General features: G+C 68.2%; 22 protein-coding genes. 12 read left to right on the forward strand and 10 right to left on the reverse strand.

What is annotated here, in order from left to right; translation table 11 throughout:
- The first annotated feature begins 26 nt into the window (after positions 1-26).
- The 5 genes from NIBR502771_RS02590 (at position 27) to NIBR502771_RS02610 (ending at position 5,202) form a co-directional block, all read left to right on the forward strand.
- On the forward strand, positions 27-1,043 hold the full coding sequence (locus NIBR502771_RS02590) for a PHP domain-containing protein (protein WP_141158340.1): 1,017 nt from the start codon (positions 27-29) through the stop codon (positions 1,041-1,043).
- A gap of 131 nt (positions 1,044-1,174) precedes the next feature.
- On the forward strand, positions 1,175-2,155 hold the full coding sequence (locus tag NIBR502771_RS02595) for a DMT family transporter (protein ID WP_168225715.1): 981 nt from the start codon (positions 1,175-1,177) through the stop codon (positions 2,153-2,155).
- 9 nt (positions 2,156-2,164) lie between these two features.
- Positions 2,165-2,593: a metallopeptidase family protein gene (locus NIBR502771_RS02600; protein ID WP_141158341.1), complete on the forward strand. Its 429-nt coding sequence runs from the start codon at positions 2,165-2,167 to the stop codon at positions 2,591-2,593.
- Between the two features lie 10 nt (positions 2,594-2,603).
- Positions 2,604-3,524: a cation diffusion facilitator family transporter gene (locus tag NIBR502771_RS02605; protein WP_141158342.1), complete on the forward strand. Its 921-nt coding sequence runs from the start codon at positions 2,604-2,606 to the stop codon at positions 3,522-3,524.
- 184 nt (positions 3,525-3,708) lie between these two features.
- Positions 3,709-5,202 (forward strand): C40 family peptidase, encoded by a 1,494-nt coding sequence (locus NIBR502771_RS02610; protein WP_141158343.1) that lies wholly within the window; start codon positions 3,709-3,711, stop codon positions 5,200-5,202.
- Positions 5,203-5,247: 45 nt separating this feature from the next.
- On the opposite strand, the gene NIBR502771_RS02615 is transcribed toward NIBR502771_RS02610, so the two are convergent.
- The 5 genes from NIBR502771_RS02615 to NIBR502771_RS02635 are packed head-to-tail and all read right to left on the reverse strand — an operon-like array spanning position 5,248 to position 12,358.
- A complete protein-coding gene (locus tag NIBR502771_RS02615) occupies positions 5,248-6,132 on the reverse strand; it encodes an ABC transporter permease (RefSeq protein WP_141158344.1) in 885 nt (294 codons plus the stop codon).
- Positions 6,122-7,144, reverse strand: a complete 1,023-nt coding sequence (locus NIBR502771_RS02620) for an ABC transporter ATP-binding protein (RefSeq protein ID WP_246839787.1) — start codon at positions 7,142-7,144, stop codon at positions 6,122-6,124. Before NIBR502771_RS02620 ends, NIBR502771_RS02615 begins: the two co-directional genes overlap by 11 nt.
- A 45-nt stretch (positions 7,145-7,189) precedes the next feature.
- The gene (locus NIBR502771_RS02625) at positions 7,190-8,398 is read right to left on the reverse strand and encodes a hypothetical protein (RefSeq protein ID WP_246839788.1); all 1,209 of its coding nucleotides are present in this window, start codon (positions 8,396-8,398) and stop codon (positions 7,190-7,192) included.
- 9 nt (positions 8,399-8,407) lie between these two features.
- Positions 8,408-11,278, reverse strand: a complete 2,871-nt coding sequence (locus tag NIBR502771_RS02630; protein ID WP_141158345.1) for a PEP/pyruvate-binding domain-containing protein — start codon at positions 11,276-11,278, stop codon at positions 8,408-8,410.
- Between the two features lie 39 nt (positions 11,279-11,317).
- Positions 11,318-12,358, reverse strand: coding sequence for a universal stress protein (locus tag NIBR502771_RS02635; RefSeq protein WP_141158346.1), 1,041 nt, complete (start codon positions 12,356-12,358; stop codon positions 11,318-11,320).
- 417 nt (positions 12,359-12,775) lie between these two features.
- Here NIBR502771_RS02635 and NIBR502771_RS02640 point away from each other — a divergent pair, with 417 nt between their 5' ends.
- Positions 12,776-13,435: an FAD-dependent monooxygenase gene (locus NIBR502771_RS02640; RefSeq protein ID WP_141158347.1), complete on the forward strand. Its 660-nt coding sequence runs from the start codon at positions 12,776-12,778 to the stop codon at positions 13,433-13,435.
- Between the two features lie 63 nt (positions 13,436-13,498).
- On the opposite strand, the gene NIBR502771_RS02645 is transcribed toward NIBR502771_RS02640, so the two are convergent.
- Positions 13,499-14,110 (reverse strand): copper resistance CopC family protein, encoded by a 612-nt coding sequence (locus NIBR502771_RS02645; protein ID WP_141158348.1) that lies wholly within the window; start codon positions 14,108-14,110, stop codon positions 13,499-13,501.
- Between the two features lie 111 nt (positions 14,111-14,221).
- Between NIBR502771_RS02645 and NIBR502771_RS02650 the strand changes: the two genes are divergently transcribed.
- A complete protein-coding gene (locus NIBR502771_RS02650; protein ID WP_141158349.1) occupies positions 14,222-15,664 on the forward strand; it encodes an NCS2 family permease in 1,443 nt (480 codons plus the stop codon).
- Between the two features lie 79 nt (positions 15,665-15,743).
- Here the strand turns inward: NIBR502771_RS02650 and NIBR502771_RS02655 are convergent, their stop codons facing one another.
- The gene (locus NIBR502771_RS02655) at positions 15,744-17,048 is read right to left on the reverse strand and encodes a sodium:proton antiporter (RefSeq protein WP_141158350.1); all 1,305 of its coding nucleotides are present in this window, start codon (positions 17,046-17,048) and stop codon (positions 15,744-15,746) included.
- A 198-nt stretch (positions 17,049-17,246) separates the two neighbouring features.
- Between NIBR502771_RS02655 and hutG the strand changes: the two genes are divergently transcribed.
- Complete coding sequence (gene hutG, locus NIBR502771_RS02660) at positions 17,247-18,239, forward strand: formimidoylglutamase (RefSeq protein ID WP_141158351.1); 993 nt, start codon at positions 17,247-17,249, stop codon at positions 18,237-18,239.
- 36 nt (positions 18,240-18,275) lie between these two features.
- Here the strand turns inward: hutG and NIBR502771_RS02665 are convergent, their stop codons facing one another.
- Together NIBR502771_RS02665 and NIBR502771_RS02670 are read right to left on the reverse strand one after the other, a co-directional pair.
- A complete protein-coding gene (locus tag NIBR502771_RS02665) occupies positions 18,276-18,941 on the reverse strand; it encodes a response regulator (RefSeq protein WP_141158352.1) in 666 nt (221 codons plus the stop codon).
- On the reverse strand, positions 18,938-20,518 hold the full coding sequence (locus tag NIBR502771_RS02670; protein WP_141161381.1) for a sensor histidine kinase: 1,581 nt from the start codon (positions 20,516-20,518) through the stop codon (positions 18,938-18,940). The genes NIBR502771_RS02665 and NIBR502771_RS02670 overlap by 4 nt, the downstream gene beginning before the upstream one ends.
- A gap of 310 nt (positions 20,519-20,828) precedes the next feature.
- Here NIBR502771_RS02670 and NIBR502771_RS02675 point away from each other — a divergent pair, with 310 nt between their 5' ends.
- The 4 genes from NIBR502771_RS02675 to NIBR502771_RS02690 are packed head-to-tail and all read left to right on the forward strand — an operon-like array spanning position 20,829 to position 24,322.
- The gene (locus NIBR502771_RS02675) at positions 20,829-21,839 is read left to right on the forward strand and encodes a tripartite tricarboxylate transporter substrate binding protein (protein ID WP_141158353.1); all 1,011 of its coding nucleotides are present in this window, start codon (positions 20,829-20,831) and stop codon (positions 21,837-21,839) included.
- Complete coding sequence (locus NIBR502771_RS02680; RefSeq protein ID WP_141158354.1) at positions 21,836-22,339, forward strand: tripartite tricarboxylate transporter TctB family protein; 504 nt, start codon at positions 21,836-21,838, stop codon at positions 22,337-22,339. The genes NIBR502771_RS02675 and NIBR502771_RS02680 overlap by 4 nt, the downstream gene beginning before the upstream one ends.
- Complete coding sequence (locus NIBR502771_RS02685; protein ID WP_141158355.1) at positions 22,340-23,878, forward strand: tripartite tricarboxylate transporter permease; 1,539 nt, start codon at positions 22,340-22,342, stop codon at positions 23,876-23,878.
- 51 nt (positions 23,879-23,929) lie between these two features.
- Positions 23,930-24,322: a universal stress protein gene (locus NIBR502771_RS02690; protein WP_141158356.1), complete on the forward strand. Its 393-nt coding sequence runs from the start codon at positions 23,930-23,932 to the stop codon at positions 24,320-24,322.
- Here NIBR502771_RS02690 and NIBR502771_RS02695 read toward each other — a convergent pair.
- Positions 24,319-25,200, reverse strand: a complete 882-nt coding sequence (locus tag NIBR502771_RS02695; protein ID WP_141158357.1) for a fumarylacetoacetate hydrolase family protein — start codon at positions 25,198-25,200, stop codon at positions 24,319-24,321. The two genes, NIBR502771_RS02690 and NIBR502771_RS02695, sit on opposite strands and share 4 nt — an antisense overlap.
- Positions 25,201-25,238 lie beyond the last annotated feature (38 nt).

Raw genomic sequence — 25,238 nt, forward strand, 5'->3', positions numbered from 1 at the left:
GGCCCTGGACGGGTCAAGATGGACGGATGGATGCCGTCGATGCGCTCAACGAGATCGCTTTTTGGCTGGAGCGCGGACGCGCGGCCACGTTCAAGGTCCAGGCCTTCCGGAAGGCAGCCGCCGCCATCAGCGCGCTCGGCCCGGAGGAAGTGGCAGCGCGGGCCCGGAACGGGCGGCTCAAATCCACGAAGGGGATCGGGGACCGGACCTTCACGGTGATCCGGCAGGCGGTGGACGGCCAGGTCCCCGAGTATCTGGCAGACCTTCGGGAGAAGGGCGCCGAGCCGCTTGCATCCGGCGGTGCAGAGATCGGCAGGGCCCTGCGCGGGGACCTTCACAGCCACAGTGAGTGGTCCGACGGCGGCTCCCCCATCGAGCTGATGGTGGCGGCCGCGGAGGTGCTGGGCAGGGAGTATGTGGCCCTGACAGACCACTCCCCCAACCTCACCATCGCCAACGGCCTCTCGCCCGAACGCCTGCGGGACCAGCTGGACGTGGTGGCGGGCATCAACGGCAAGGACGGACCCACCCGGCTCCTGGCCGGCATCGAGGTGGACATCCTGGAATCCGGCGAGCTGGACCAGGAACCGGAACTGCTGGACAGGCTGGACATCGTGGTGGCCAGCGTCCATTCAAAACTCCGGGCAGACCGGAAGACCATGACGGCGAGGATGCTCGGGGGCGTTACGGCCCCGCAGACCAACGTCCTGGGCCACTGCACCGGCCGGCTGGTGGAAGGCTCGCGCGGGACCAGGCCGCCGTCGGAATTCGATGCCAAGGAAGTGTTTGCCGCCTGCGCAGAGCACAGCGTCGCCGTGGAGATCAATTCCCGTCCCGAGCGGCAGGACCCGCCGGATGCCCTGATCCAGCTGGCCCTGGAAGCCGGGTGCCTGTTCTCGATTGACAGCGATGCCCACGCCCCCGGCCAGCTGGATTTCCTGCAGTACGGTGCCGAACGGGCGGCCCGCAACAACGTTCCGGCAGACCGGATCATTACCACGTGGCCGGTGGACAAGCTGCTCGCCTGGGCTTCGCGGAGCTAGGCCCTCCTCGGACCGTCAGCGAAGCTGAACCCCGTTACTCGACGGCGTCTGCCAGCTTCTGCCTGGCCCGGGGTCACCCACACGGCCGATTTCCGCCAGTCCGGTGCCTGCAGCAGCCGTACATTTGATTCATGCCTTCCAACAGTCCCGCCCGCCAGCCCCTGGCTTCCCCCGCTGCAGCGCCCACGCCAGTGAAGGCTCTTGGCGTGGCGGCCATGGTGGTTACCGTGGTGCTCTGGGCCTCCGCGTTCGTCGGCATCCGCGCCATCGGGCCGCACTTCTCCCCCGGATCCCTGACGCTCGGCAGGCTGGCGGTCGCCGCCGTCGTCCTCGCTTTCCTGGTGGTGCCGCAACTGCTCAGGAGCCGGATGCTGCCCAGGGGGCGCGAATGGCTGCCCATCCTCGCCTATGGCGTAATGTGGTTCGGCGGCTACAACGTAGCCCTGAACGCCGCCGAACACATCCTTGACGCCGGCACCAGCGCCCTGCTGATCAACGTCAACCCGATCCTGGTGGCCATCATGGCCGGCATCTTCCTCAAAGAGGGTTTTCCCCGCTGGCTGCTCATCGGCAGCACGGTGGCGTTCACGGGAGTTGCACTGATCGCCCTGGGTTCCGGACAGCCGCGCAGCGCCGGGGAAAGTTCGACGACGGACCTGGCGGGCGTGGCGCTTTGCCTCCTTGCAGCGGTGCTCGCCGCAGTCAGCGTCATCATCCAGAAGCCGGTGGTGCGGAAGTTCCCGGCGGCGCAGGCAACCTGGTTCGGCATCATCGTTGGCGCGGTGTGCTGCCTGCCTTTCGCCGGGCAACTGGCTTCCGAAGTCCGGGCCGCCCCTCCGGAGGCCACCTGGGCGCTGGTGTACCTTGGCGTGTTTCCCACTGCAATCGCCTTCACAACCTGGGCATACGCGCTCTCGCTGGTGGAAGCCGGGAAACTGGCTGCCACGACCTACCTGGTGCCCGGGACCACGGTGCTCATCTCCTGGCTGCTGCTCGGGGAGATCCCCACAGCCTGGGGACTGGTGGGCGGGCTGGTCTGCCTGGTGGGAGTGGGACTGACCCGGCGCAGGACGCGCCCCTCCCGCATCGGGACGGGCCGGGCGGCGGGCTAGAGTCGGGGTATGCCAGCCAGCCTTCCGCCGGGACTGCCCATCATTCCCGAAGGGCCGCATGAACCGTCAGGTTTCACCATGTCTCCTGACGAATTCGAAGCAGCCGTCCAGGATGCCCTGGACAGCATTCCGGACCGACTGGCCCGGGCCATGGATAACGTGGCAGTCTTCATCGACGACGATTACGTGCCGGGCCCAGGGGAAGACCCGGACACCGTGCTGCTGGGGCTGTACGAAGGCGTCCCCCTGACCGAACGCGACTCATGGTGGGACGCCGGCTCGCTCCCGGACCGGATCACCATCTTCCGCGAACCCATCCTGGAAATCTGCGCCTCCCGGGACGAGGTGATCCACGAAGTGGCCGTCACCGTGGTCCATGAGATCGCCCACCACTTCGGGATTTCCGACGACCGGCTGCACGAGCTGGGCTGGGGCTAGCCTTGTAGGCATGGGACACGACCACAACCACGGCCACGGGATCACTGCCACCGGGCGGAACCGGAAACGGCTGGTGGCGGTCCTGGGGATCACGCTCGGCGTTGTGGTCATCCAGATCGTCGGCGCGGCCCTGTCCGGGTCGCTGTCCCTGCTGGCGGACGCAGGGCATATGCTCTCCGACGCGGCCGGTGTCACCATCGCCCTGCTTGCCGCCTGGATCGCCGGCCGCCCGGCGAGCGACCAGCGGACTTACGGCTACCAGCGGGCAGAGGTGCTCGCGGCGTTGGCGAATGCGCTGATCCTGATCGTGATCTCCGTGGTGATTTTCACGGAGGCCATTCGCCGGTTTGGCGCACCCCCCGAGGTGCAGACGGACATCATGCTGTTCGCCGCAATCCTCGGCGCCGTGGCAAACCTGGTATCGCTGCTGGTCCTGCGTGGGGGGCAGGAGGAGAGCCTGAACATCCGCGGCGCCTACTTGGAGGTGCTGGGCGACCTCCTGGGCTCGGTGGCCGTCATCATCGCCGCCATAGTGATCCTGGCCACCGGTTTCCAGGCAGCAGACACCATCGCATCCGTCCTTATCGCGCTGATGATCCTCCCCCGCGCCTGGAGCCTGCTGCGCGACGTGGTGGACGTCCTGCTGGAGGCCAGCCCGAAGGGAGTGGAAGTCCAGATGATCCGCGAGCACATCCTGTCGGTAGCCGGTGTGACCGACGTCCACGACATCCACATCTGGACCATCACCTCCGGCGTCCCCGTCTTCTCAGCGCACGTGGTGGTGGAGGATGGGGTGCTGAACGCCCGGGGCGCCGACCAGTTGCTGGACAAGCTCATCACCTGCCTGGGCTCTCACTTTGATACCGACCACTGCACCTTCCAGCTGGAGCCTGCCAGCCACTCAGAACACGAGGAACACCAGCACGCCTGACCCCGACACACCGTGGTGAATTCCGTGGAGAATGACATCTTTGTGGTTTATGTTATTCATGTGACTGCTGTTGCCAATGTGCATACCGTCACGTAACCTCGGACTGCTGGCGAGCAGCTGAGGGGCACCGTCGTGCCGCATCCAGAACCTCACTCCCAGCCTTACCGTTGCGAGGTCTCTGCAGATGGCTATACCCGGATCCGGCCGCAGGACCGCTGCGCTGTGCGCCGCCGTCGTACTCTTTGCCTCTGTGGCCCCGCCCGCGCTGGCGGCGCCGGCACCATCCGCACTTACGGTCCGTCCCGCATCACCGGAGATCCCGTCCCCGGAGGACATCGCCGCCGCAAAGGCAAGTGAGTCCGCGACGGCAGACCAGGTCACGGCGATCGAGCGGATTCTGGCGGATGCGTCAACTGCCCAGCAGGCGGCGTTCGCGGTGGCCATGCAGGCCAACAATTCCTACAGTGAAGCGCTCGTGGAACTGCAGCAGCGGACTGAAGCGGCTTCCGTTGCCGCCGCCAAAGCATCGTCCGCCCGCGACCAGCAGGACAGGACCCGGAAGCAGGTGGGGCAGCTCGCCGGCGACCTGTACCGCAACGGCGGCTTGAACCCCACCCTCGGAACCCTGGCCAGCGGCAGCGACAGCCTCCAGCAGGCCGCCACCCTTGAGGCCCTATCCGCCAGCCGCAGCCGCGCGTTCGAAGCCGCGGACAGCGCAGCCACCGCCTACCAGTCCCTGACCGCAGCCGCGGATGATGCCACCAAGGCTGCTGACGACGCCGCCAAGACCGCCGAGCAACGGAGGTCCCAGGCGGAGCAGGCCAACGCCGCGCAGGCAAAGGCAGTCGCCGATGCCAAGGCACAGAGGACCGTCCTGGTGGACCAGCTGGCCCAGCTCCGCAACACCACAGTGGCGCTCGAATCCGCGCGGGTGGATGCCCTTGACCGGCAGCGCGAAGAGGCACGCCTTGCTGCTTTGTCCGCTGCCGCCGACAAAGCAGCGGCCGATAAAGCAGCACAGGACAAGGCAGCCAACGACCAAGCCGGCCGCCAGGACGGTGCAGGACAGAACGGCGGCGGACAGGTGGCTGCCCCTGCGGCTCCCGCTCCCGCCGCGCCAGCCCCGGCAGCCCCCGCGCCGGCGGCACCGGCCCCCGTTGCAGCAGCACCTGCCCCTGCCGCCCCGGCACCTGCCCCGGCCGCCCCGGCACCCGCTGCTCCGGCCCCTGCTCCGGTTGCCCCGGCACCCGCACCTGCCCCCGCCGCACCGGCCCCTGCCCCCGCGCCTGCGCCTCCCGCCGGCTCGGGCACGTACGAGGCAGCGATCTCCGTCGCCTTGGGCAAGGTGGGCGCACCGTACTTCTATCAATGGGGTGGCACGGGGCCGTATGGTTTCGACTGCTCGGGCCTGGTGCAGAATGCCTTCGCCGCGGCCGGTACGTACCTTCCGCGCACCGCGTCCCAGCAGTACGCGGCAGCCCCCGTCCACGTTCCGATTTCGCAGGCCCGCCGGGGTGACCTGCTGGTCTGGGGTTCCGCCCCGAACTTCTACCACGTGGCCATCTACCTGGGGAACGGCCGAGTGGTCCAGGCGCTGAACCCCCAGGAGGGCATCACCGTTTCCACGATCAGTTCGATGGTGGGCATGGACCTGTATCCGTACGCGGCCCGCTACTGAGCTGCTACCTGGGGCTGCATCTCCTGAAGGCTCCGGCCGCCGTCGTCAGCTCAGAATGTCCTTGGTGACGAACCTGCCATACGCGAGCGCCCCGAACACCGCCACGTAGCCGGCCTGGAGCAGGGCGTTGCTGCCGAACGAGTCCCACACCAGTGGCTGGCGCAGCATGTCGGCGAAACCCAGCCAGTAATGGCTGAAGAGCCACGGGTGCAGCCACTCCAGCTGGGGAAGCTGGTCCAGGACCTCGGACACCACAGACACCACCACCGTGGCGGCCATGGCCCCCACCGGAACAACGGTCAGCGTGGACAGGAACAGCCCGATTGCCGAGAGCCCGGCAAGGGACAGAGCCAGGTAGGCGGCGATCAGCAGTATCCGCAGGAAGGCTTCGCCAGGCTGCACTACCCCTCCGGAGAGCAGGGTCACCGGGCCTACGGGGAACAACGCAGCCCCAATGGCCGCACCTGCCAGGCCAACGGTCAACGGAGCCGCGATGCAGAAGGCCAGTGCCCCCGCGTACTTCACCAGGAGGAGCCTCACCCGCCCGGCCGGCGCCACCAGCAGGTACCGGAGGGTGCCCAGGTTGGCCTCTCCGGCGATCGTATCGCCGGCCACCACCCCCACCGCGAGCGGCATGAACAGCGGGACCGAGACCAGCATGGCGGTGAAAGCCACAAACAGGCCGTTCTGGGTGATCCGGTCGAGGAATGCAGGGCCCCGCCCCGGCGGGACCCTGGAGGAAACCTTCACGGCCACGGCAATGAGTACGGGGATGGCGGCGAGCGCCAGGAGCAAGGCCCAGGTCCGCCGCCGCCCGAAAAGGACCTTGAACTCCGACCCCAACAGGGACAGCCCGGAACTGCGCGGCACTGCGGCCGGCCGGGCTGTTCCGGCAGCCTCCGGAAGATCCGCGGGAACACTACTGGGCAACGTCGAATCCTTCCCCGGTCAGGGCAACAAAGCGGTCCTCAAGGCTTTCACGTTCGACGGCGAAGCCCCGGACACGGACCCCCGCGTGGACCAGGCGCACCACGACGTCCTCCGGCAGCACGGCCGGTTGCAGGCTCGCATCCAACGCCGCAACGATGGTCTCCCCGTCCGGCTGGGTGCGCCGTGGTTCCGGCCCCTGCGGGCCTGGACGGCCCGAACGTGCAGGCTCCGCCTCGGCGTCCCCCAGCCCGGGCACCAGCCCCAGCCCCGCCAGGATCTGCCGCGCCGCACCGCCGTCGGGTGTTACCAGCCGCAGGCGCGTGCTTCCGGCCTGGCGCAGCTCGGCCAGCGGCCCCTGCGCCACGAGCTTGCCGGCGCTCATGACCGCAGCGTGGGTGCACATCTGGTCCACCTCGGCCAGAAGATGGCTGGAGACAAAGACAGTGGTGCCCTGGTGCGCCAGCGAGCGCACCAGGTTGCGGACTTCGCGGGTCCCCTGCGGATCCAGGCCGTTGGTGGGCTCGTCCAGGACCAGGAGGTCCCGGGGCGAGAGCAGTGCGTTGGCGATGCCCAGCCGCTGCTTCATGCCCAGGGAGTACGCATGCACGCGCTTCCCTGCGGCGTGTTCCAGGCCTACACGCTGCAGGGCCTGCTGCACGCGGGCCCTGCGCGTGGCAGGCACAGTGTGCGGGCTGGCGGAATCGAGCCGGTGGAGGTTGGCGGCGCCGGACAAAAAGGGGTAGAACGCGGGGCCCTCCACCAGGGCGCCGACGCGCGGCAACACCTCGTGGAGTTTGTCCGGCATCTCCTGGCCCAGCAGCGTCACGGTGCCTGCAGACGCGGCAGCCAGTCCCAGCAGCATCCGGATGGTGGTGGTCTTCCCGGACCCGTTGGGCCCCAGGAATCCGAAGACCGTCCCGTGCGGGACAGCCAGGTCCACGTGGTCGACGGCGGCCTGCTGGCCAAAGTGCTTGCTGAGGCCCCGGGTCTCAATCGCCAGCCCCGAAGTCACCTGGCCTGCTCCGGCCCGGCCGCCACTCCCCCGTCCGTCCAACGCCTACCGCGCTGCTGCTGCGGCCTGCAGCCCCTCGGGCGGCACCATTCCAGCGAATATCCGGCCGTCGTCGGTCACCAGGATGTTCAGCAGCGCGGTGGAGAGCAGCCGGCCGCCGGGTACGGCGATGGCGGCCTGGGACAGCAACGGGTCCTGGAGCAGTGGTTCGGCCGCCGCAGCCGAGCCAGCCGACGTTCCCACCACCGTCTCCCAGCCGGTACCGGTGACGGCAACATTCCCCTTGGCGCCGCCGTGCATGGCACCCGGGCCATGGGCATCGGCGGGATCATGGGGATTCTCCGGGACCGGGATCTCCTTCACCGTGCTGCCCGGGGGCGGGCTGAAGCTGAAGACTGACGGGTCCGGCGCGTCGAGCGAGAGGCTGGTGAACCCGGAAGCGAACGCAGGCTTGTCGGCGCCGCGAGCGGTCACCTGGACGGACAAAGTCATCCCGCTCTCACCGTCGACGGCGATGGCCACCTTGCCCACCAAGGTCCCGTCCGTGCGGGGCTCAAGCAGCAGGTTGTAGGCGGCACGCCCCGCAACGGATACATCGGGGCCAACGGAAACGGCGGTACTCGGGTCCACCTTCGACAGGAACTGCTGGGCCAGTTCAGCGGGAGTGTGCATGCCGGGTGACCCGTGCGGGTCGTTTGGAGGCGCGGGGTCCGTTGTGGGGGCAGGGCCCTGGGCGCGCTGGGGCAGGGCCAGATGGGCTGCCGTGTTGTCCTTTGAGGAGTAGAACCAGACATCGTTTCCGTGGCGAACCACGTCCCGTTCGGCCAGTTGGTCCATCACCTGTACACGGGCGTTGTCTTTGCCGTCCACGTAGATATGCGCGGTGTGGTTGCCCGTCAGGAGCTCAATCACCGAAGCGACACTGCCGGCGGACGCAGGACCGGACGCGGAACCGGATGGTTTCCCGGCGGCCGGAAGTTCCGGCAGCCCCAGGTCGGCCGACTGTTCCACCGTGCCCGAGAATGTGCCCCCTCGGTGGCTGGCGGCCAGCTCGAGGACCTGGGCGGGCGTCTTGGCGGGGAGAGGGTTGCTGGCACCGGCCGGAAGGGACCCGACCAGGGCTGCGGAGGCGATGGCCGCCGGAGCCACGACGGCCGGAAGCCATCGCAGCCACGCCTTGCGGCCCCTGGTGCTGCTTCGTTGCACGTTGATGTGTTGAGACTGTCCGCTGGAATCCAGCCTGTTGGAGCCCATAAACCAAGACTACGCCCGCGCAGGGGGGTCTGTGCCCCTGGGGACGGGTCCATTCCGGGGGTTGCCGGGGTGTTCCGGCACGATGGTTCCTGCGGCGCCGTCGACCGTTATTCTTTGGCCCGTGCTGATCAGGCCGGTGGCGTCCGGCACTCCGACCACCGCGGGAATACCGTATTCCCTCGCAACGACGGCGCCGTGGGAGTTGGCCCCGCCCATCTCCATCACCAGTCCTCCCGCCGTCAGGAACAGCGGTGTCCAGCCCGGGTCCGTGGACGGGGCAACCAGGATCTCGCCGGGTTCCAGGCGCGCCCCGACAGGATCCAGGATGACCCGTGCCGCAGCGGTCACCGTCCCGGCCGAGGCCGGGCTGCCGGCCAGGGTCCCGTTTGGCACGGCTCCGTTTCCTGCGGGTCCGACGGCGGTACGAACCGCTTCGGGTTCCGTGCCGTCCGAGAGCAGGACCCGGGGGATGTGCCGGCGCCTGAGCTCCACGGCATAGTCCTGGCGCCGCGCCGCCACGAGGGTCTGCATGTCCCGGACGGCAGCTCCGCTGTTCCCGGCTGTTCCGGCCAAGGCCTGCCGGGTCTCGGCGAAGTCCAGGAAGAATACGTCGTCGGGCCTTTCCACCGTTCCCGCCTGCGCCAGTTCGTTGCCCACCAGGAGCAGTTGGCGGCGGACTTCCCCGAGGGCCAGCACCAGCTGGTACTTTGGCAGCTCGCGCAGGCCGGCGAACAGCCGTGCCCTGCGGAGCGCGGCACGCACCAGCCGTCCCCGGATCTTGCCGCGTGCGGATGCCCTGGCCACAAGCCGTGCCACCTGCGCCTCGGCGGCCTCGGCGGCCTTGCTGAACTGGGCGTCTGGCGCCAGGGCCGGGTTGTCCAGCCGCAGGTAGTTGGCAAGGATTCCCAGGATGTGTGCCGGCTCCTCCGACCACCGCGGGAGTCCGACGTCGATTTCGCCCACGGCCCGGTGGCCGTACCTGTCCAGGAACCTTGCCAGGCCGGTGTCCAGGCGCGCCGGCAGTCGGCCGGCCTGGAAGGCTGCAGCCAGGGCTGCGGGGTCGCCGTCCATCAGGGCGGTACGTGATTCGGCGTCCTCCTGGATTGCCTGTGCCAGGTGCCACAGCTCCAGGTCCATTTCCGTGGTGACGTTGTTGGGCAGGCCGCGGATCACGGGCTGCAGCTCGGCCCAGGCATCCCCGCCCAGCAGCCTGCCGGCAACACCCAGCATCGCAAAGCCAAGGGCGGGAAGGGGAAGGATCGCCGGAACGATCCGGAACAGGCGTGAGCCCACCAGCTCCTCGGCATGGTCAAGGCGTGCCAGTGCGGCCGCGTCCTCACCGGGAGCCAGGGAAGCGTCGAACTCCTGGATAAAACGGTCCAACCGGCGGAAGGCCGCGCTGGGACGGAACAACGCACGGAGGAAGTTGGCGGGAACCTCTGCCCGGACGGCCGCGGGCACGACGTGCCGCAGCAGCCCGAAAGGCGTCCTGGTGGTCACCGAAAAGGCGGGGTCTGCGAACAGTTGCCGCATGACCGTTGCCGTCCGGGCTTCCATGATGTCGAAGACGCGGGGAACGAGGCGGCGGCCCACGCTGCTGCGGATGGGCGTGGTGAAGTCGATGTAGATCCGCTGCCCCGCCTCGGCGTACGGGGACGGTCCTCCCCGGGGGTCGGGAACGGGGAACCCGGCAACGGTGGCCACCGATGAGGCGATCAGCCGGACGGCCGCAAGGCCCATCGGAGTAAGAGGCCGGGTGAGTCCCTGCGCGAGGCTGAAGCAGAGGTACGCCCTGGTCCCGCCGGCGGTGGAACCCGGCGGAACCCGGCCGGCGGCACCATTACTCCGGGGGACGGGATAGAGCGTGGTGATGGGCCTCGATTGGGTCAGCCATTGGGCGCCCCCACCGTCCACGGCCCATTCGGTGTCCTGCGGGGCACCAAAATGTTCCCCTGCCCGCAACCCCAGCCGCACCAGGCCGGCCACTTCCCGGTCCGTCAGGCAGGCGGCACCCCGGCGGCCCGGCACCTCTCGCAGCTCAGTCCCGCCGCCGGCGGCCGGACGTATCTCAACGGTCTTGTCGCCGGGTTTGCTTTCCAGCACCCTCCCGGTCAGGGCGTCCACCACGAAGTGGTCCGGGTTGACCGCGCCGGAGACCACGGCCTCGCCGAGGCCCGGGCTGGCGTCGATCACCACCTGCCGGCGGCTGCCGGTGACCGGGTTCGCCGTAAACATCACGCCCGCAGTCTCCGCGCCCACCATCCGCTGGACCACCACCGCGAGCGCCACGGTGGCCGGGTCGATCCCGAGGCTTGCCCGGTAGGCAGTTGCACGGTCGGTCCACAGCGATGCCCAGCACCGCCGGACGGCATCCAGCACCGCGGCGGTGCCCACCACGTTCAGGTAGGTGTCCTGCTGGCCGGCAAAGCTGGCGAAAGGCAGGTCTTCCGCCGTGGCGGACGACCTTACTGCCACCGGGACGTCGGGACCCAAGGCGGTGTAGGCCAGCTCCACCGCCTGGGCAACTCCTGCGGGAATGGGAGCCGCCAGGATTGCTGCGCGGGCGGTTCCGGCGAGTTCTGCCACATCGGGTGACGCCCCGCCGGCCCCCGCCCCATCCCCATCCCCATCCCCATCCCCATCCCCAAGCGCGGCGTACACCCCGGCCAGCGGCGGAAGCAATGCATCGGTGGCGCCTATAGCCTGCCGGTATGCAGCGGTGGTGAGGCAAAACCCCTCCGGAACCGGCAGCCCGGCCGACAACAGCTCTCCAAGGTTCGCAGCCTTGCCACCCACCAGCGCCAGCATTCCGGCGTTGAGCTGGGCCAGGTCAAGCACCAGCCCGCCGGACCCGTCATCGGTTGGGGTGCGCTGCGTCATGTCCGTGGTCTTCCGCTGGCTGCCCGGTAAAGTCGCCGTCTACGCGGCGTCGCCCAGGATGGGGCCGAACCGTCCACGGTCCGCCAGGCGCGGGTCCTCCCGGTCCGGGACAGCCATGACTGGGCCCTTCGCATGGTGGAGCACGCCGTCCGACGTCGAGCCCAGCAGCATTCCGGTGAAGCCGCCGTGGCCGCGGGTACCCACCACCACCAGCTCAACGTGCCGGCTTTCCTCAACGAGCACGTCCACCGGCGAGCCGTCCTTCAATTCGTACTCTGCCTGCAGCCTGGGGTAGTGGCTGCGGAGCCACGCCATGCCGGCTTCCAGGGTGACGCGGATATCGTCGAAGAGGGCTTTGCGGTCCATGGGCGCGGGAACCCAGGCCAGCGAGCCGCTGTACTGGGGAACGGCGCAGACCACGCGGAGGGAGGCCCCGAGCCGCTCGGCCTGGTCGGCTGCTTCAAGGACGGCGACGCGGGCCTGCTCGGAGCCGTCCACACCAACCACCACCACATTCTCAACCGTGCGGTGGCCGGACTTGGCCTGTTCAGCCTTGACGCGGCGGTCCTCCGTGGACTCCCCAAGCCGGTCCGAGCAGAACAAGGGGACCGTCACGGTAGGGCACTTCGCGTGGGCGGGCAGGGCACTGCTGACGGAACCAAGGAGCCGCCCTACGAAGCCGCCGCGGCCGCGGGTTCCCACCACCAGGAGTTCAGCGGTTTCGGAGATCTCCAGCAGGACGCCTGCGGCGTCGCCGTTCTCCACCGAGGAAGTGACATCGACGTCGTACGCGGCAACCTTTTCCAGTGCCTGCCGGAGAATCGCCTCGGCACCCTCGCGGATCACGGAGTCGTCCACGGTGGCGTAACCCCCGTCCAGGCCGGATGCGGCGAAGATCGGTACGGAGTAGGCGGTGACGATATGGAGGGGGCGCCGGCGGCGCTGGGCTTCGCGAGCGGCCCACACCAGGGCGCACTGGCCATGGTCCGATCCGTCGACGCCGACCACGATGCCCCGCGGGGCGGAAGGTGTACCGCCACCGTCCCGGGCCGGGTCCGGATGCAACTCTCGTGAGCCCATGGGGGCCGCCTCCTCGCGATACGCCTGATGTTGCGGCTATTCTGCCAGAAAACGGGCCGCTTCCTGCGCACCCGGCACAACACCGGCGCGGGCAGGAACAGGACCGCTCCTGCTCCCCACTATTCTCCGTCCCCCAGTGCTTAGCAAGCCTGTTCAGGGGCATGTGGGCGAAGTTATCCACAGGGTTTCGGATGGCTTCCGGAAAGCGCCTTCGCAGGGCGGAAATGTTTTCTCCACTGGGCTATCCACGGCCGCGTTTTGTCTGTAGTCTTCAGGACATTGTTGGTCCGGGACGCCAACCGCATTTTCCTGCCAGGACGGTCCCGGACCATGCGCTGCGGCCGTACTTGGGGGTAACGGAACGCGCGCCGGCGAGGACGCCGGCACCTGCCGAAGCTCCAAAGGAGGGAAACTGTAGTGTCAAGCACGCCTGGGAACGCCGGGACCGAACAGACCACCACTGTCGTCATTGGCACTGGCCTGTCCGGGCTGGCCGTGGCCGCCGAACTGCGCCGCCATGGGGTGGACTCCATCGTGGTGGACGGCCTCGACATCCTGGGCCAGGCGCAGCCTGCGAACACTACTTCACTGCAACGGTGCGACGCAGCGGACAGCGATACCCTCCGGGAACGCAACGAGATCCTGCGCCACCTGCGCAACTACGCCGCGAGCCACAGTGTGGATGTCCGGAACACCACGCGGGCGGTCCAGCTGACCATGCTGGAAACTCCGGACCAGGTGGCGCCCCAGTGGCAGGTACACACCCCCACGGGCATCCTGGTGGCTGACCATATTGTGCTCACCCGCTGCGCACACAGCCAGTTGCGGCGCATGCTCAGCGATTTCGGCATTGCCGTGGGCCGCAACGTGGCAGCCGCCATGCGGGCCATTGGCATCTACCTGGTGGGGGTGGGCGAACTCATCACGCCATCACCCAAGGAAGTGCTGCGCCAGGCTAAAACCGTGGGCCAGGCCATCTCCGCCAAGGTCAACCCCGACAGCGGACTGGCGGCCGGCGGGCAGCCCTCCCGGGGTGCCCTGCCGGCCGCCGGCGGCTTTGCGGTACTCACCTGCTGAGGGTCCGCCGGCCGGGTGCGCGGCAGGAACCAACGGCCCGGAGCGGGTGGGACTGCTCCCGTCCTACTCGGCGTCTCCGTCACCGGTGAGCCTGCGCCTGGCCATGACGCCGAGCGCTACCAGCAGGCCGACGGCTACCACCGCAAAAATCACGATGCTCCACTGGAACGGCTCGCCCGCGGCCGCAGGCTCCGACTGCTCTTCCGTGGTTCCCGGCTGTGCGGTGCCCATGCCGGGGACCGTACCGGCCGCCGTCGAACTTCCACCGGTGGACGCGCCTGGCGGTGCGGCGCCGGACGCCGCAGAAAAAGTGAAGGTTCCCTCGATGGGGTGTGAGTCCGAGCTGACCACGCGCCACGCCACCGTGTACGTTCCCGCCGGGCCGCCCGGGCGCAGCTTTTGGGTGGCCACGTTGTCCACGATCTGCACGGAGCCGTCAGACCATTCGGTTCCGCCGGCATCCTTGACGGAGAAGGACGACCCGATGCCCAGCGGCTTGCTGCTGAACGTCACCGAAACCTCGGCGGGCGGAGCAGCCAGTGCCGCCCCCTGCGCCGGGCTGGTGGATTCAGCGGCATCATGGGCGGAGGCCGGGGCGGCCAGGCCCAGTGCAGCGGCTGCCAAGATAAACACACCGAGCACCATGCTCAGCAACTGGCGGGGGACTTGGCGCATGGTGGGGCTGCTCCTCGTGTTGGCTTCCTTACAGACTAGGCGAAATTGCCTGCCCCCTCCCCGCCGCTCCCTTAGGATGCAGGTATCCCCACACACTTCCCCGGAGGACTAATGCTTAAGCAAGGCTCTGCCCTGGACCGGTATTTCAGGGTCACCGAGCGCGGCTCCAACCTTTCCCGCGAGATCCGCGGCGGGTTCGCCACGTTCTTCGCCATGAGCTACATCGTGGTGCTGAACCCCCTCATCCTGTCCGGCGCGGACTCCAACGGCACCACCCTGGGCTTCACCGCCGTCGCCGCCGTAACCGCACTGGTGGCCGGCGTCCTCACCATCCTCATGGGGGCCTGGGGACGGCATCCCTTCGCCCTGGCCACCGGCCTTGGCGTCAACGCCTTCGTGGCTGTCACCGTGGCCACCAACCCCGGCCTCACCTGGCCGGACATGATGGGCCTGGTGGTCCTGTCCGGCGTGACCATGCTGATCCTGGTCCTGACCGGCTTCCGCACCGCCGTTTTCAAAGCCGTTCCGGACGGACTCAAAACGGCCATCGTGGTGGGCATCGGCCTGTTCATCGCCCTGATCGGCCTGGTCAACGCCGGGTTTGTGCGGCGCATCCCGGACGTTGCGGGAACCACCGTCCCAGTGGGCCTGGGCTTCGAAGGCAAACTCCTGGGCTGGCCTACCGCCGTGTTCGTGTTCGGCCTGATCCTGACCATCGCCCTGGTGGTGCGCAAGGTCAAGGGCGCCATCCTGATCGGCATCATCACCTCCACCGTGCTGTCCGTCATCCTTGAGATGACCCTGCACATCGGCCCCAGCTTCGACGGCAAGAACTTCAACCCGCAGGGCTGGTCCCTGGTTGCCCCGGCATTTTCCGGCTGGGCTGCCCCGGACCTGTCGCTGATCGGCAAGGCCAACCCGTTCGGCGCCTTCGAGCACCTTGGCTTCGTGGCAGCCACCCTGCTGGCCTTCGTCATCCTGCTCAGCATCTTCTTCGACGCCATGGGCACCATGGTGGGCCTGGCCAACGAAGCCGGCACGGTGGACGAGAACGGCAACATTCCCGACGTCGACCGCGTGCTCCAAGTGGACGCCCTCGGCGCCATCATCGGCGGCGGCGCCTCCGTCTCCTCCAACCAGATCTACGTGGAAGCCGGCGCCGGCATCGGCGAGGGCGCCCGCACGGGCGTGGCGTCCATCGTCACCGGCCTGCTGTTCCTGGTGGCCATGTTCTTCACTCCGCTGATCAACCTGGTCCCGTTCGAGGCCGTGGCCCCCGCACTGGTGGTGGTGGGCTTCATGATGGTCTCCCAGGTGGGCAAGATCGACTGGCAGGACTGGGGCATCGCCATCCCCGCGTTCCTCACCTTCACCCTGATGCCCTTCACCTACTCCATCGCCAACGGCCTGGGCGCAGGTTTCATTGCCTACGTCCTGATCCGCACCGTCCAAGGCAGGATCAAGGACATCCATCCGCTGATGTGGGCCGTGGCCGCAGCGTTCGCGCTGTTCTTCGCCATCGGCCCCATCGAGGCGGCCCTGGGGATGAAGTAACCCCTGTCCCGGGAAAGGGCTGGTGCGGCGTCCGCCGCACCAGCCCTTTTGCTTTGCCCGGGTTTCCCTGGCGGTGCGCCTACACCGGGGTGTTGGGGGCGAGCCCCTCGTCGCCGGACACGGCCAGCGCCTTCCGCTGCCGCAGCCGGTCCAGCCGGTTCATCAGGGGCGAGGTGGTGGCTCCGTGGATCACGATGGACAGGGCCACCACCAGCCCGACAAAGGACCAGAGCCAGCGTCCCTGGCCGATGAAGTGTCCTTCCCCCAACGCGAAGGCCAGGTAGTACAGGGAGCCGATTCCGCGGATGCCGAAGAATGACAGTGCCACGCGTTCCCGCGGACCGGTCTTGCCTCCCAGCAGGCCCAGCCAGCCTGCCAGCGGCCGGACCACCAGCAGGAAGGCAAGGGCCACCAGCAGTTCCGGCAGCCCGATCCCTGCCAGCAGCCCCCGGGCGATGGCACCGCCGAGCAGGACCAGGATCACCACCGTCAGGAGCCGCTCCAGCTGTTCCACGTAGGAGTGCAGCACCCGGTGGTAGCCGTTGGTGCGTTCTGCGGCGCGGATGGTCACGGCACACACAAACACCGCAATGAACCCGTAGCCCTCCACCATCTGCGTCAGCCCGTAGGCCAGGAACGTCGCGGCCAGGGCCACAAAGCCCTCCGAGTGGTTGGACAGCCTGAAGCTCTCCGCGCGGGCGGAGAAGAACAGCCTGGCGAGCAGCTTTCCGGTGAGGAACCCCACCACCAGCCCGACAGCCAGCCGCCACACCACGTCCAGTCCGAACCATTCGCCGAACCAGCCTGCGGGGTCCGCTCCGGCAACGCTGATGGCAATGGCAAGGTAGACGAACGGAAACGCCAGCCCGTCATTGAGTCCGGCCTCCGACGTCAAGCCGAACCGGACCTCGTCCTCTTTGTCGGTGTGGTCGTCCTGGTCGGCAGGTTCTCCCACCTGGACCTCGGATGCCAGGACAGGGTCCGTGGGGGCCAGGCTGGCGGCCACCAGCAGGGCCGCGCCGAGCCCCAGGCCCAGGAGCCACATCCCCAGCAGGGTCAGCCCGAGGATGCACAGCGGCATGGCAATACCCAGGAGGCGCCACGTTGTGGACCACCGCCGGCGTCCAACGGGGCGGTCCAGGGCAAGCCCGGCGCCCATTAGCGAGATGATCACGCACACCTCGGCAAGGTGCATGACAAAGTCGCTGTGCTCCACCGGGTTGGGACTTGGCAGCGAGGGGATCAGCGCGAAGGCTGCCATCCCGGCGCCCAGGAAGACCATGGGCATGGACAGCGGCATGTTGCGCAGCAGCTTGGGCAGGACCGCCGCGACGAAGACGGCCACGCCGGCCGCGGCAAAAAGGATGTCGGGGGCTTCAAACATGGGCTCTCCAGCCTGGAAGTGTTTCGTTGCCGGCCCGCAGCCATTGCCTGCGCCTGCGGAGCGGCCCGGTCCCACCCTATCCCCCGTACCCACGGCGGGACGTTCCACGGATGTCCGGCGCCTCCTGATTCTCGGATTCCGGACAGGACGACGGCGGGCGTGCTGGCTTTCGCGCCCGGCGTGCGGTGAGCTTGGAGCATGTCCTTCCAGCTTCCCTCCGTCGACGTCCCGCCCCAGCCCTGGACCGGCAGGTTCGACGGCGATGGGCCGGCCCACCGCCGCTGGTGGCAGGCGGTGAACCACGAGAGTCCGTCGGCGGCCGGCGGGGCTGCAGCGGGACAGGATGAAGAACCGTTGGTGGCATCATCCAGCCGGCAGCCGGTGGCCCTGCTGGGCTTTTCCAGCGATGAGGGGGTGCGCCGCAACAAGGGCAGGCCCGGCGCGGCGGCGGCGCCGGCGGCGCTGCGGAAAGCACTGGGTCCGCTGGCCTTCCACCTGGACCGTACCGTGGCCGACGCAGGCGATGTGGTGGTGTCCGGGGAAGACCTCGAGGCGGGCCAGGAACGGCTTGGCCAGGTTCTGGCGGAACTGCTGGATGCCGGCCACCAAACCGTGGTGCTGGGCGGCGGACACGAAACCGCCTATGCCAGCTACCTCGGCCTCAGCGCATCAGCCGCGGTCCACAGCGGGCAGCGCCTCGGGGTCCTGAACCTGGATGCGCACTTCGATCTCCGCGAGGAGCCGGTGGCCAGCTCCGGCACGCCGTTCCTGCAGATGGCCCGCGCGGAAGCGGACGCCGGACGCGAATTCCGCTACGCCGTCGCCGGCATCTCGGAGCCGAACAACACCCGGGTCCTGTTCGACACCGCGGACAAGCTGGGGGTCCGGTACCTGCTGGATGAGGACTGCGACGCGGACCGGACCCGGGACTTCGTGGCGGCCTTCCTGGCCGACATTGACGTGCTGTACCTGACCATCGACCTTGACGTGCTGCCCGCCGCGGTGGCACCCGGGGTCAGTGCGCCGGCAGCCTACGGTGTCGAGCTACCCGTCATTTCGGCCGTCTGCCGGCAGGTGGCCCGGAGCGGGAAGCTGCTGCACCTGGACGTGGCGGAGCTGAATCCCGCGTTCGACATTGACGGCCGGACGGCCAGGACCGCCGCCCGGCTGATTGACACGCTGCTGCGCTGAGGGCTGGTCCCCCGGCGGCGTTCCGGCGGGGTCCCGTCAGGCCTTCAGGACGTACCGCCGTTCGGGCCGTCCCACCCCGTATTTGAGCCGCACGTCCAGCGTTCCTTCATCGTGCAGGTACTCAAGGTAGCGGCGGGCGCTGACACGGGAGGTTCCAAGTTCCTCGGCCACTTCCGCCGCCGACACGTCGCCGGTGGCGGCGTTCAACGCTGCCTCCACCAGCTTCAGCGTCTCTATGCTGCAACCCTTTGGCAGCGGCCGTTCGGCGCGGTCCAGGCCGAACACCCGATTCACATCCGACTGTTCGGCCACGTCCTTGGACGCATCCAGGCCCTGGTACGCATTCCGGTAGTGCTCCAGCCGCTCCTGCAGGTCCGTTTGCGAAAAGGGTTTGATCAGGTAATGGACAATGCCGCCGCGCAGCGCTTTACGGACGGTCTCAACCTCGCGCGCGGCACTGATGACCAGCACGTCCAGCTCCGGAGCGACAGCGCGGAGGCGTTGCATCAGGTCCAGGCCGTTGATGTCCGGCAGGTGGATGTCCAGCAGCACCAGGTCCGGCTGGAGCCGCCCGGTTTCCGCGACGGCCTGCGCCCCGGTATGGGCGGCCCCCACCACGGTGAAGCCGGGCGTGCGCTGGATGAAGCCGGCATGCACCTTGGCAACCATGAAATCGTCATCGACGATCAAAACCTTGATCACGGCCGGCTACTCCCTCGTTTCAGCACAGCGGTAAAGACTGCACCATTATCGTTCGCCACCGTCAGGTTCCCGCCGCTGCGGCGGCACACTGCCCGCGACAACGCCAATCCGAAGCCGCGGCTGCCGGCCGGGCCGGGATCCTTCGTGGTGAAGCCCTGGCGGAAGATCCGGTCAGTGGCACCCCCGGGGACACCGGGACCGTTATCGCGGACAGTCACCACCACGTCTCCCGCCCCGTTGCCCTCCACCAGCACCTTGACGGCCGCCTGCGGAAGCCCGGTGACGGCGTCGAACGCATTGTCCACCAGGTTCCCCACCACGGTGGTGAGGTCCCGGGACAGCCCGTCATCGACGCTGTCCAGCACGGAGTCCGGGTCCAGCTGCAGGGCCGCGCCCCGTTCGGTGGCGAGGCTCGACTTCGCGATCAGCAGGGCGGCGAGCGCGGGGTCCTTGATGCGGGCCGACACTTCGTCGTTGAGCCGGGTCCGGTCCACGGTGGCGCCGTTGACGAACTGGACCACGGAATCGTACTCGCCGATCTGGATCAGGCCGGAGATGACGTGGAGCTGGTTGGCGAACTCGTGCGCCTGGGCGCGGAGGGTGTCCGTGGCGGTGCGGGTGGTGCCAAGCTCATGCTCCAGTTCGGAGAGCTCGGTCCGGTCGCGCAGGGTTGTCACCGAGCCGATCACCCGGCCGCGGGACTGGAACGGTACCCGGTTCATCACCACCAGCCGGTCCCCCACCAGCACCAACTGGTCGGGCCCGGGCTGCTCGCGGGTGAGGACTTCCTTGAGGGCGGGTTCGACGGCGAGCGCCGCCACGCGCTTGCCCACGCAGTCAGGCGGGAGGCCCAGCAGGGCACGCGCGCTGTGGTTGGCCACGGTGATCCGCTCATGCAGGTCCAGCGCCACGACGCCCTCCTTGAGGCCGTGCAGCATGGCCTCGCGGTTTTCCACCAGGCTGGTGATCTCACTGGGCTCCATGCCAAGGGTTTGCCGCTTTACCCGGCGCGACAGCAAAAAGGACCCGGCGATGCCCAGGACACTCGCCACGCCCAGGTAGGTCAGGAGGTTGGGCACGGCGTCGCCCAGGCGTTCGAGCACCGTTGGATAGTTGCGGCTGATGGAGGCAATCCCGATCATGCGCCCAGTGTCATCCAGGACGGGGACGTGCGCGGACAGCAACGGCGCAGGGGTCCCGCCCACCACTCCCGTCCAGGCACGGCCCTCCATGACCCTGCTGGCACCAAGCTCCAGCGGCAGGCCCAGCAGGCTGGGATCCGAGGACGCCACCACCGTGCGGTCGATGCGTGCCAGCGCCACCCGGGATGAGCCGGAAACGATCCTGACGGACTCCGCCACCGCCGGCAGTACTGCCCCTCCGCGCGGTTCCGTCTCCGGCAGGAGCTCACGCACCACGGGGTTGCCGCCCAAGGCTTCCGCTGCGGACAGGGCGCGCCGGCCCTCAATCCGTTCAAAGGCCGCCGCGGACTGCGCCAGGGAGATGGCCACGACGCCCACCAGCACGGCCAGGACGATGAGCAACTGCAGCAGCAGGTACTGCCCCGCAAGGGACATTCCTCGTCGTCGAGTCACAATGGTCTTCCTGGTATGTGCGGGCAGGGGAACCGGAGGCCCGGCGCCAGTGGCAGGCCGCAGCGCACACAGGATATGGGCGCAGGGCCTGGGGTGGTGTACCGGGAACTATATCCCAAAGCCAGCGGCAGGGCGGCTGTGGGATGCCGGAAACGTGAACGCAATGAACACAACTTTCTCTGCGTACACAAGAGTGATCGGCGTCACTGCCGCCCCTAGCATCGGAACCACAAGGCATCGGAACCACGAGTCAGCCGATGCCGGCCAGATTTGTTCGAGAGAAGAGGAACACATGCGCCAGATCCGCGCATTGCGAGTTGCCGCCGTTGCTGCCGGCATCGCCCTGATGGCCACCGGTTGCGGTGCCACCAGCAAGGGCTCCACGGGCCCGGAAAGCTCCGGCGCCGCCGCGGCACCCATCACCGGCCTGCAGATCATGGTCCCCAACACCCCCGGCGGCGGTTACGACACCACCGCCCGCGCCGCCGCCAAGGTCCTCGACGACGAGAAGATCTCCACCAACACCGAGGTCTTCAACCTCGCCGGTGCCGGCGGCACCGTTGGCCTTGCCCGCATTGTCAACGAGAAGGGCAACGGCGACCTTGCCATGCTCATGGGCCTGGGCGTTGTGGGTGCCAGCTACACCAACAAGTCAGAGTCCAAGCTGACGGACACCACCCCGCTGGCCCGGCTCATCGAAGAGCCCGGCGCCATCATGGTGGGCAAGGATTCGCCCTACAAGACCATCGATGACCTGGTGAAGGCCTGGAAGGCCGATCCCGGTTCCATCGCTGTAGGCGGCGGCTCCTCCCCCGGCGGTCCGGACCACCTGCTGCCCATGCAGCTGGCGGGCGCCGTGGGCATCGACGCCACGAAGGTCAACTTCGTCTCCTACGACGGCGGCGGCGACCTTCTCCCCGCGATCCTTGGCAACAAGCTCGGCTTCGCCGCCTCCGGCGCCGGCGAGTACCTGAAGCAGATCGAATCCGGCGAGGTCCGTGTCCTGGCCACCAGTGGCGAGAAGCGCCTTGACGGCGTGGACGCACCCACGCTCAAGGAATCCAACATCGACCTGGTGTTCACCAACTGGCGCGGCGTGGTGGCCCCTCCGGGAATCAGTGACAAGGACAAGGCGGCACTGATCGCAGCCCTGGAGAAGATGCACGGCACTGCGGGCTGGAAGGAAGCGCTGAAGACCCACAGCTGGACCGACGCCTTCATCACCGGCGACCAGTTCAAAACCTTCCTCAGCGAGCAGGACAAGCGGGTAGCGGATGTCCTGACCAAGCTTGGGTTGGCGTGACGTCGCTGACCACAGGCCTTAAAGGCCGCTCCGAGCTGGGGGTCGCACTCCTGCTCGGGGCGGCCGGCGTCCTGGTCTTCCTTGACGCCAACGGCCTGGCAACCCCGTATTCGAAGTCTGATCCGGTTGGGCCCAAAACCGTCCCGTTCATCGTGGCCGGGATGCTGGTGGTCTGCGCCGTCCTGCTGGCCATCAATGTCCTGCGCGGCGGCAAGGGTGAGGCCGAGGGCGGCGAGGACGTTGACCTGGCGCACCCCGCCGACTGGAAGACCGTCCTGCCGCTGGCCGGAGCCTTCATCCTCAACATCCTGCTCATCGACTGGGCCGGGTGGGTGGTCTCCGGAACGGTCCTGTTCTGGGGCAGCGTCCTTGCCTTGGGCAGCCGCCACTTTGTCCGGGACGGGTTGATCTCCGTTGCCCTGTCCCTGTTGACCTTCTACGGCTTCTACCTCGGCCTGGGCATCGCGCTGCCGGCCGGCCTCCTGGAAGGAATCCTCTAAATGGACGTCTGGTCCTCCCTGATGGACGGTTTCGCCACCGCCCTCACCCCCATGAACTTCCTGTACGCCGTCATCGGCGTCATCCTGGGTACCGCCGTCGGCGTCCTCCCGGGCCTGGGCCCGGCCATGACCGTGGCCCTTCTGCTCCCCGTCACCTACGCCCTGGAACCCACCAGCGCCTTCATCATGTTCGCCGGCATCTACTACGGCGGCATGTACGGCGGCTCCACCACCTCGATCCTGCTCAACACCCCTGGTGAATCGTCGTCGGTGGTCACGGCCATCGAAGGCAACAAGATGGCCAAGGCGGGCCGGGCGGCGCAGGCACTGGCGACGGCGGCAATCGGCTCGTTCGTCGCGGGCACCATTGGCACGGCCCTGCTGGCCGTCTGCGCACCGGTCGTGGTGAAGTTCGCCGTCAGCCTGGGCGCCCCCAGCTACTTCGCCATCATGGTCCTGGCCCTCCTGGCCGTCACCGCCGTGCTCGGGTCGTCCCGGCTGCGTGGATTCGCCTCCCTGGGCCTCGGCCTGGCCATCGGCCTGGTAGGGATGGATTCCGTCACCGGCCAGCGCCGCCTGACGTTCGGCCAGCCGCTCCTTGCGGACGGCCTGGACATCGTGGTGGTGGCCGTGGCCATCTTCGCCGTGGGCGAGGCCCTCTGGGTGGCGGCACACCTGCGCCGCACTCCCCTGCACGCCATCCCGGTGGGCCAGCCCTGGATGGGCAAGTCCGACTGGAAGCGGTCCTGGAAGCCGTGGCTGCGGGGTACCGCCTTCGGCTTCCCGTTCGGTGCCCTGCCGGCCGGTGGCGCAGAGATCCCCACGTTCCTGTCCTACGTGACGGAAAAGCGCCTCAGCAAGCACCCGGAAGAGTTCGGCAAGGGTGCCATTGAAGGCGTGGCCGGTCCGGAAGCAGCCAACAACGCTGCGGCCGCCGGTACGCTGACCCCCATGCTGGCGCTGGGACTGCCCACCAATGCCACCGCAGCCGTGATGCTGGCCGCCTTCACCAGCTACGGGATCCAGCCGGGTCCACAGCTCTTCGAAAGCCAGGGGCCCCTGGTGTGGGCCTTGATCGCCAGCCTGTTCATCGGCAACCTGCTGCTCCTGATCATCAACCTGCCGCTGGCACCGCTGTGGGCCAAGCTGCTGCAGCTGCCACGCCCGTACCTGTACGCGGGCATCCTGTTCTTCGCCACGCTGGGCGCCTACTCGGTCAACCTGCAGGCGTTCGACCTGGTGATCCTGCTGGTCCTGGGCGCACTCGGCTTCATGATGCGGCGCTTCGGGCTTCCTGTGCTGCCGCTGATCCTGGGCGTGATCCTGGGCCCGCGGATCGAAGGGCAGCTCCGCAAGACCCTGCAGCTGAGCGCAGGCGACCCGGCAGGGCTCATGGGTGAGCCGATCGCCGTCGGCATCTATGTCATTATTGGCCTCATCCTGCTCTGGCCCTTTGCCTACAAGGTGTACCGCCGCAACCGTCCGGAGCGCAGGCCGCTGCTCCCAGCCAACTCGGGTGCAGCGGATTACAGTGACTAAGCAGCCGCACCAAAGCCATCCACGCACATCGAGCAGAAGCAAGGAGACACCATGACGGTCGTTGTGGGATACGTCCCGACCCCCGAGGGCGAAGCTGCCCTGATCCAGGCCATCACCGAAGCCCGGAAGAGCAACAGCACCCTGGTGCTGATCAACTCCTCCAAGGGCGAGACCACGGTGGACACCCGCTTCGCCCAGGACCGGGACATCCAGGACATCGAGCAGCGGCTGGCCAGCCAGGGGATCCAGTACCTGGTCAAACGTCCGGTCCGCGGCCACGACGCCGCAGCTGAGGTGCTGGATGCCGCCGAGGAACACAACGCCGACCTGATTGTGATCGGCCTGCGCCGCCGCACCCCGGTAGGCAAGCTGATCATGGGCAGCACGTCCCAGCGCATCCTGCTGGAAGCGGACTGCCCTGTCCTGGCCGTAAAGGCGGACTAAGCCGTGAAGGCCGCCCGCGTCCGGAACAGCTCCTGGCGCTGGCGGCCCAGGCCCTCCACCTCTACCTCCACCACGTCGCCGGGCTGGAGATAGGGGAAACGGCCGCTTAAGGCCACCCCCTGCGGAGTTCCGGTGAGGATCACGTCGCCCGGTTCGAGCCGCATGTACTGGCTGCAGTGGTGGATCAGGGTGGGCACATCGAAAATGAGCTCCGCCGACGTTGAGTCCTGCCGCGGCTCACCGTTCACCCAACTGCGCAGCCTCAGGTTGCCGCCGTCGATCTGGTCCGCCGGCACCAGCCACGGACCCAGGGGCGTGGATCCGGGCAGCGATTTGCCTTTGGTCCACTGGCCGGCAGCGCCGGGCAGCTGGTACTCCCTTTCGGAAAAGTCATTGGCAGTGACGTAGCCGGCTACGCAGCCGGCAGCTTCGTCCGGCGAGCCAAGGTAGCTTGCCTCCTTGCCGATCACGATCCCCAGCTCCACCTCCCAGTCGTATTGCGTGGAGCGGGGCGGAAGCGGGGCCGGGTCGAACGGGCCCGTGACGGTGTTGCTCGGCTTGAGGAAGACCACGGGAATGGTGGGCGGCTCCGCTCCCGATTCCGCGGCGTGGGCGGCGTAGTTCATCCCGATGCCAACCACTGAGCCGGGCCGGGCCACGGGGGAACCAACCCGCAGCGCAGCAGCGCCGTCCAGAACGGGCAGCTCCCCTGCTTCGAGCGCCTTCCGGGCCTTTTCCAGGCCGCCGTCAGCAAGGAAGGCGCCGTCCACGTCGGCAGTGAGGGGCAGCAGGCTGAAGTACCGGTCAGGGCCTCCCGGGGAGGTGACCAGCACGGCGGGCTGCTCGTGGCCGCTTTCGCCCAGGCGCATGATCTTCATACCGTTTTCTCCTCAGCTGTGTCGATGGGATTTCCGGG

This window comes from Pseudarthrobacter sp. NIBRBAC000502771, assembly GCF_006517215.1.
Lineage (GTDB): Bacteria > Actinomycetota > Actinomycetes > Actinomycetales > Micrococcaceae > Arthrobacter > Arthrobacter niigatensis.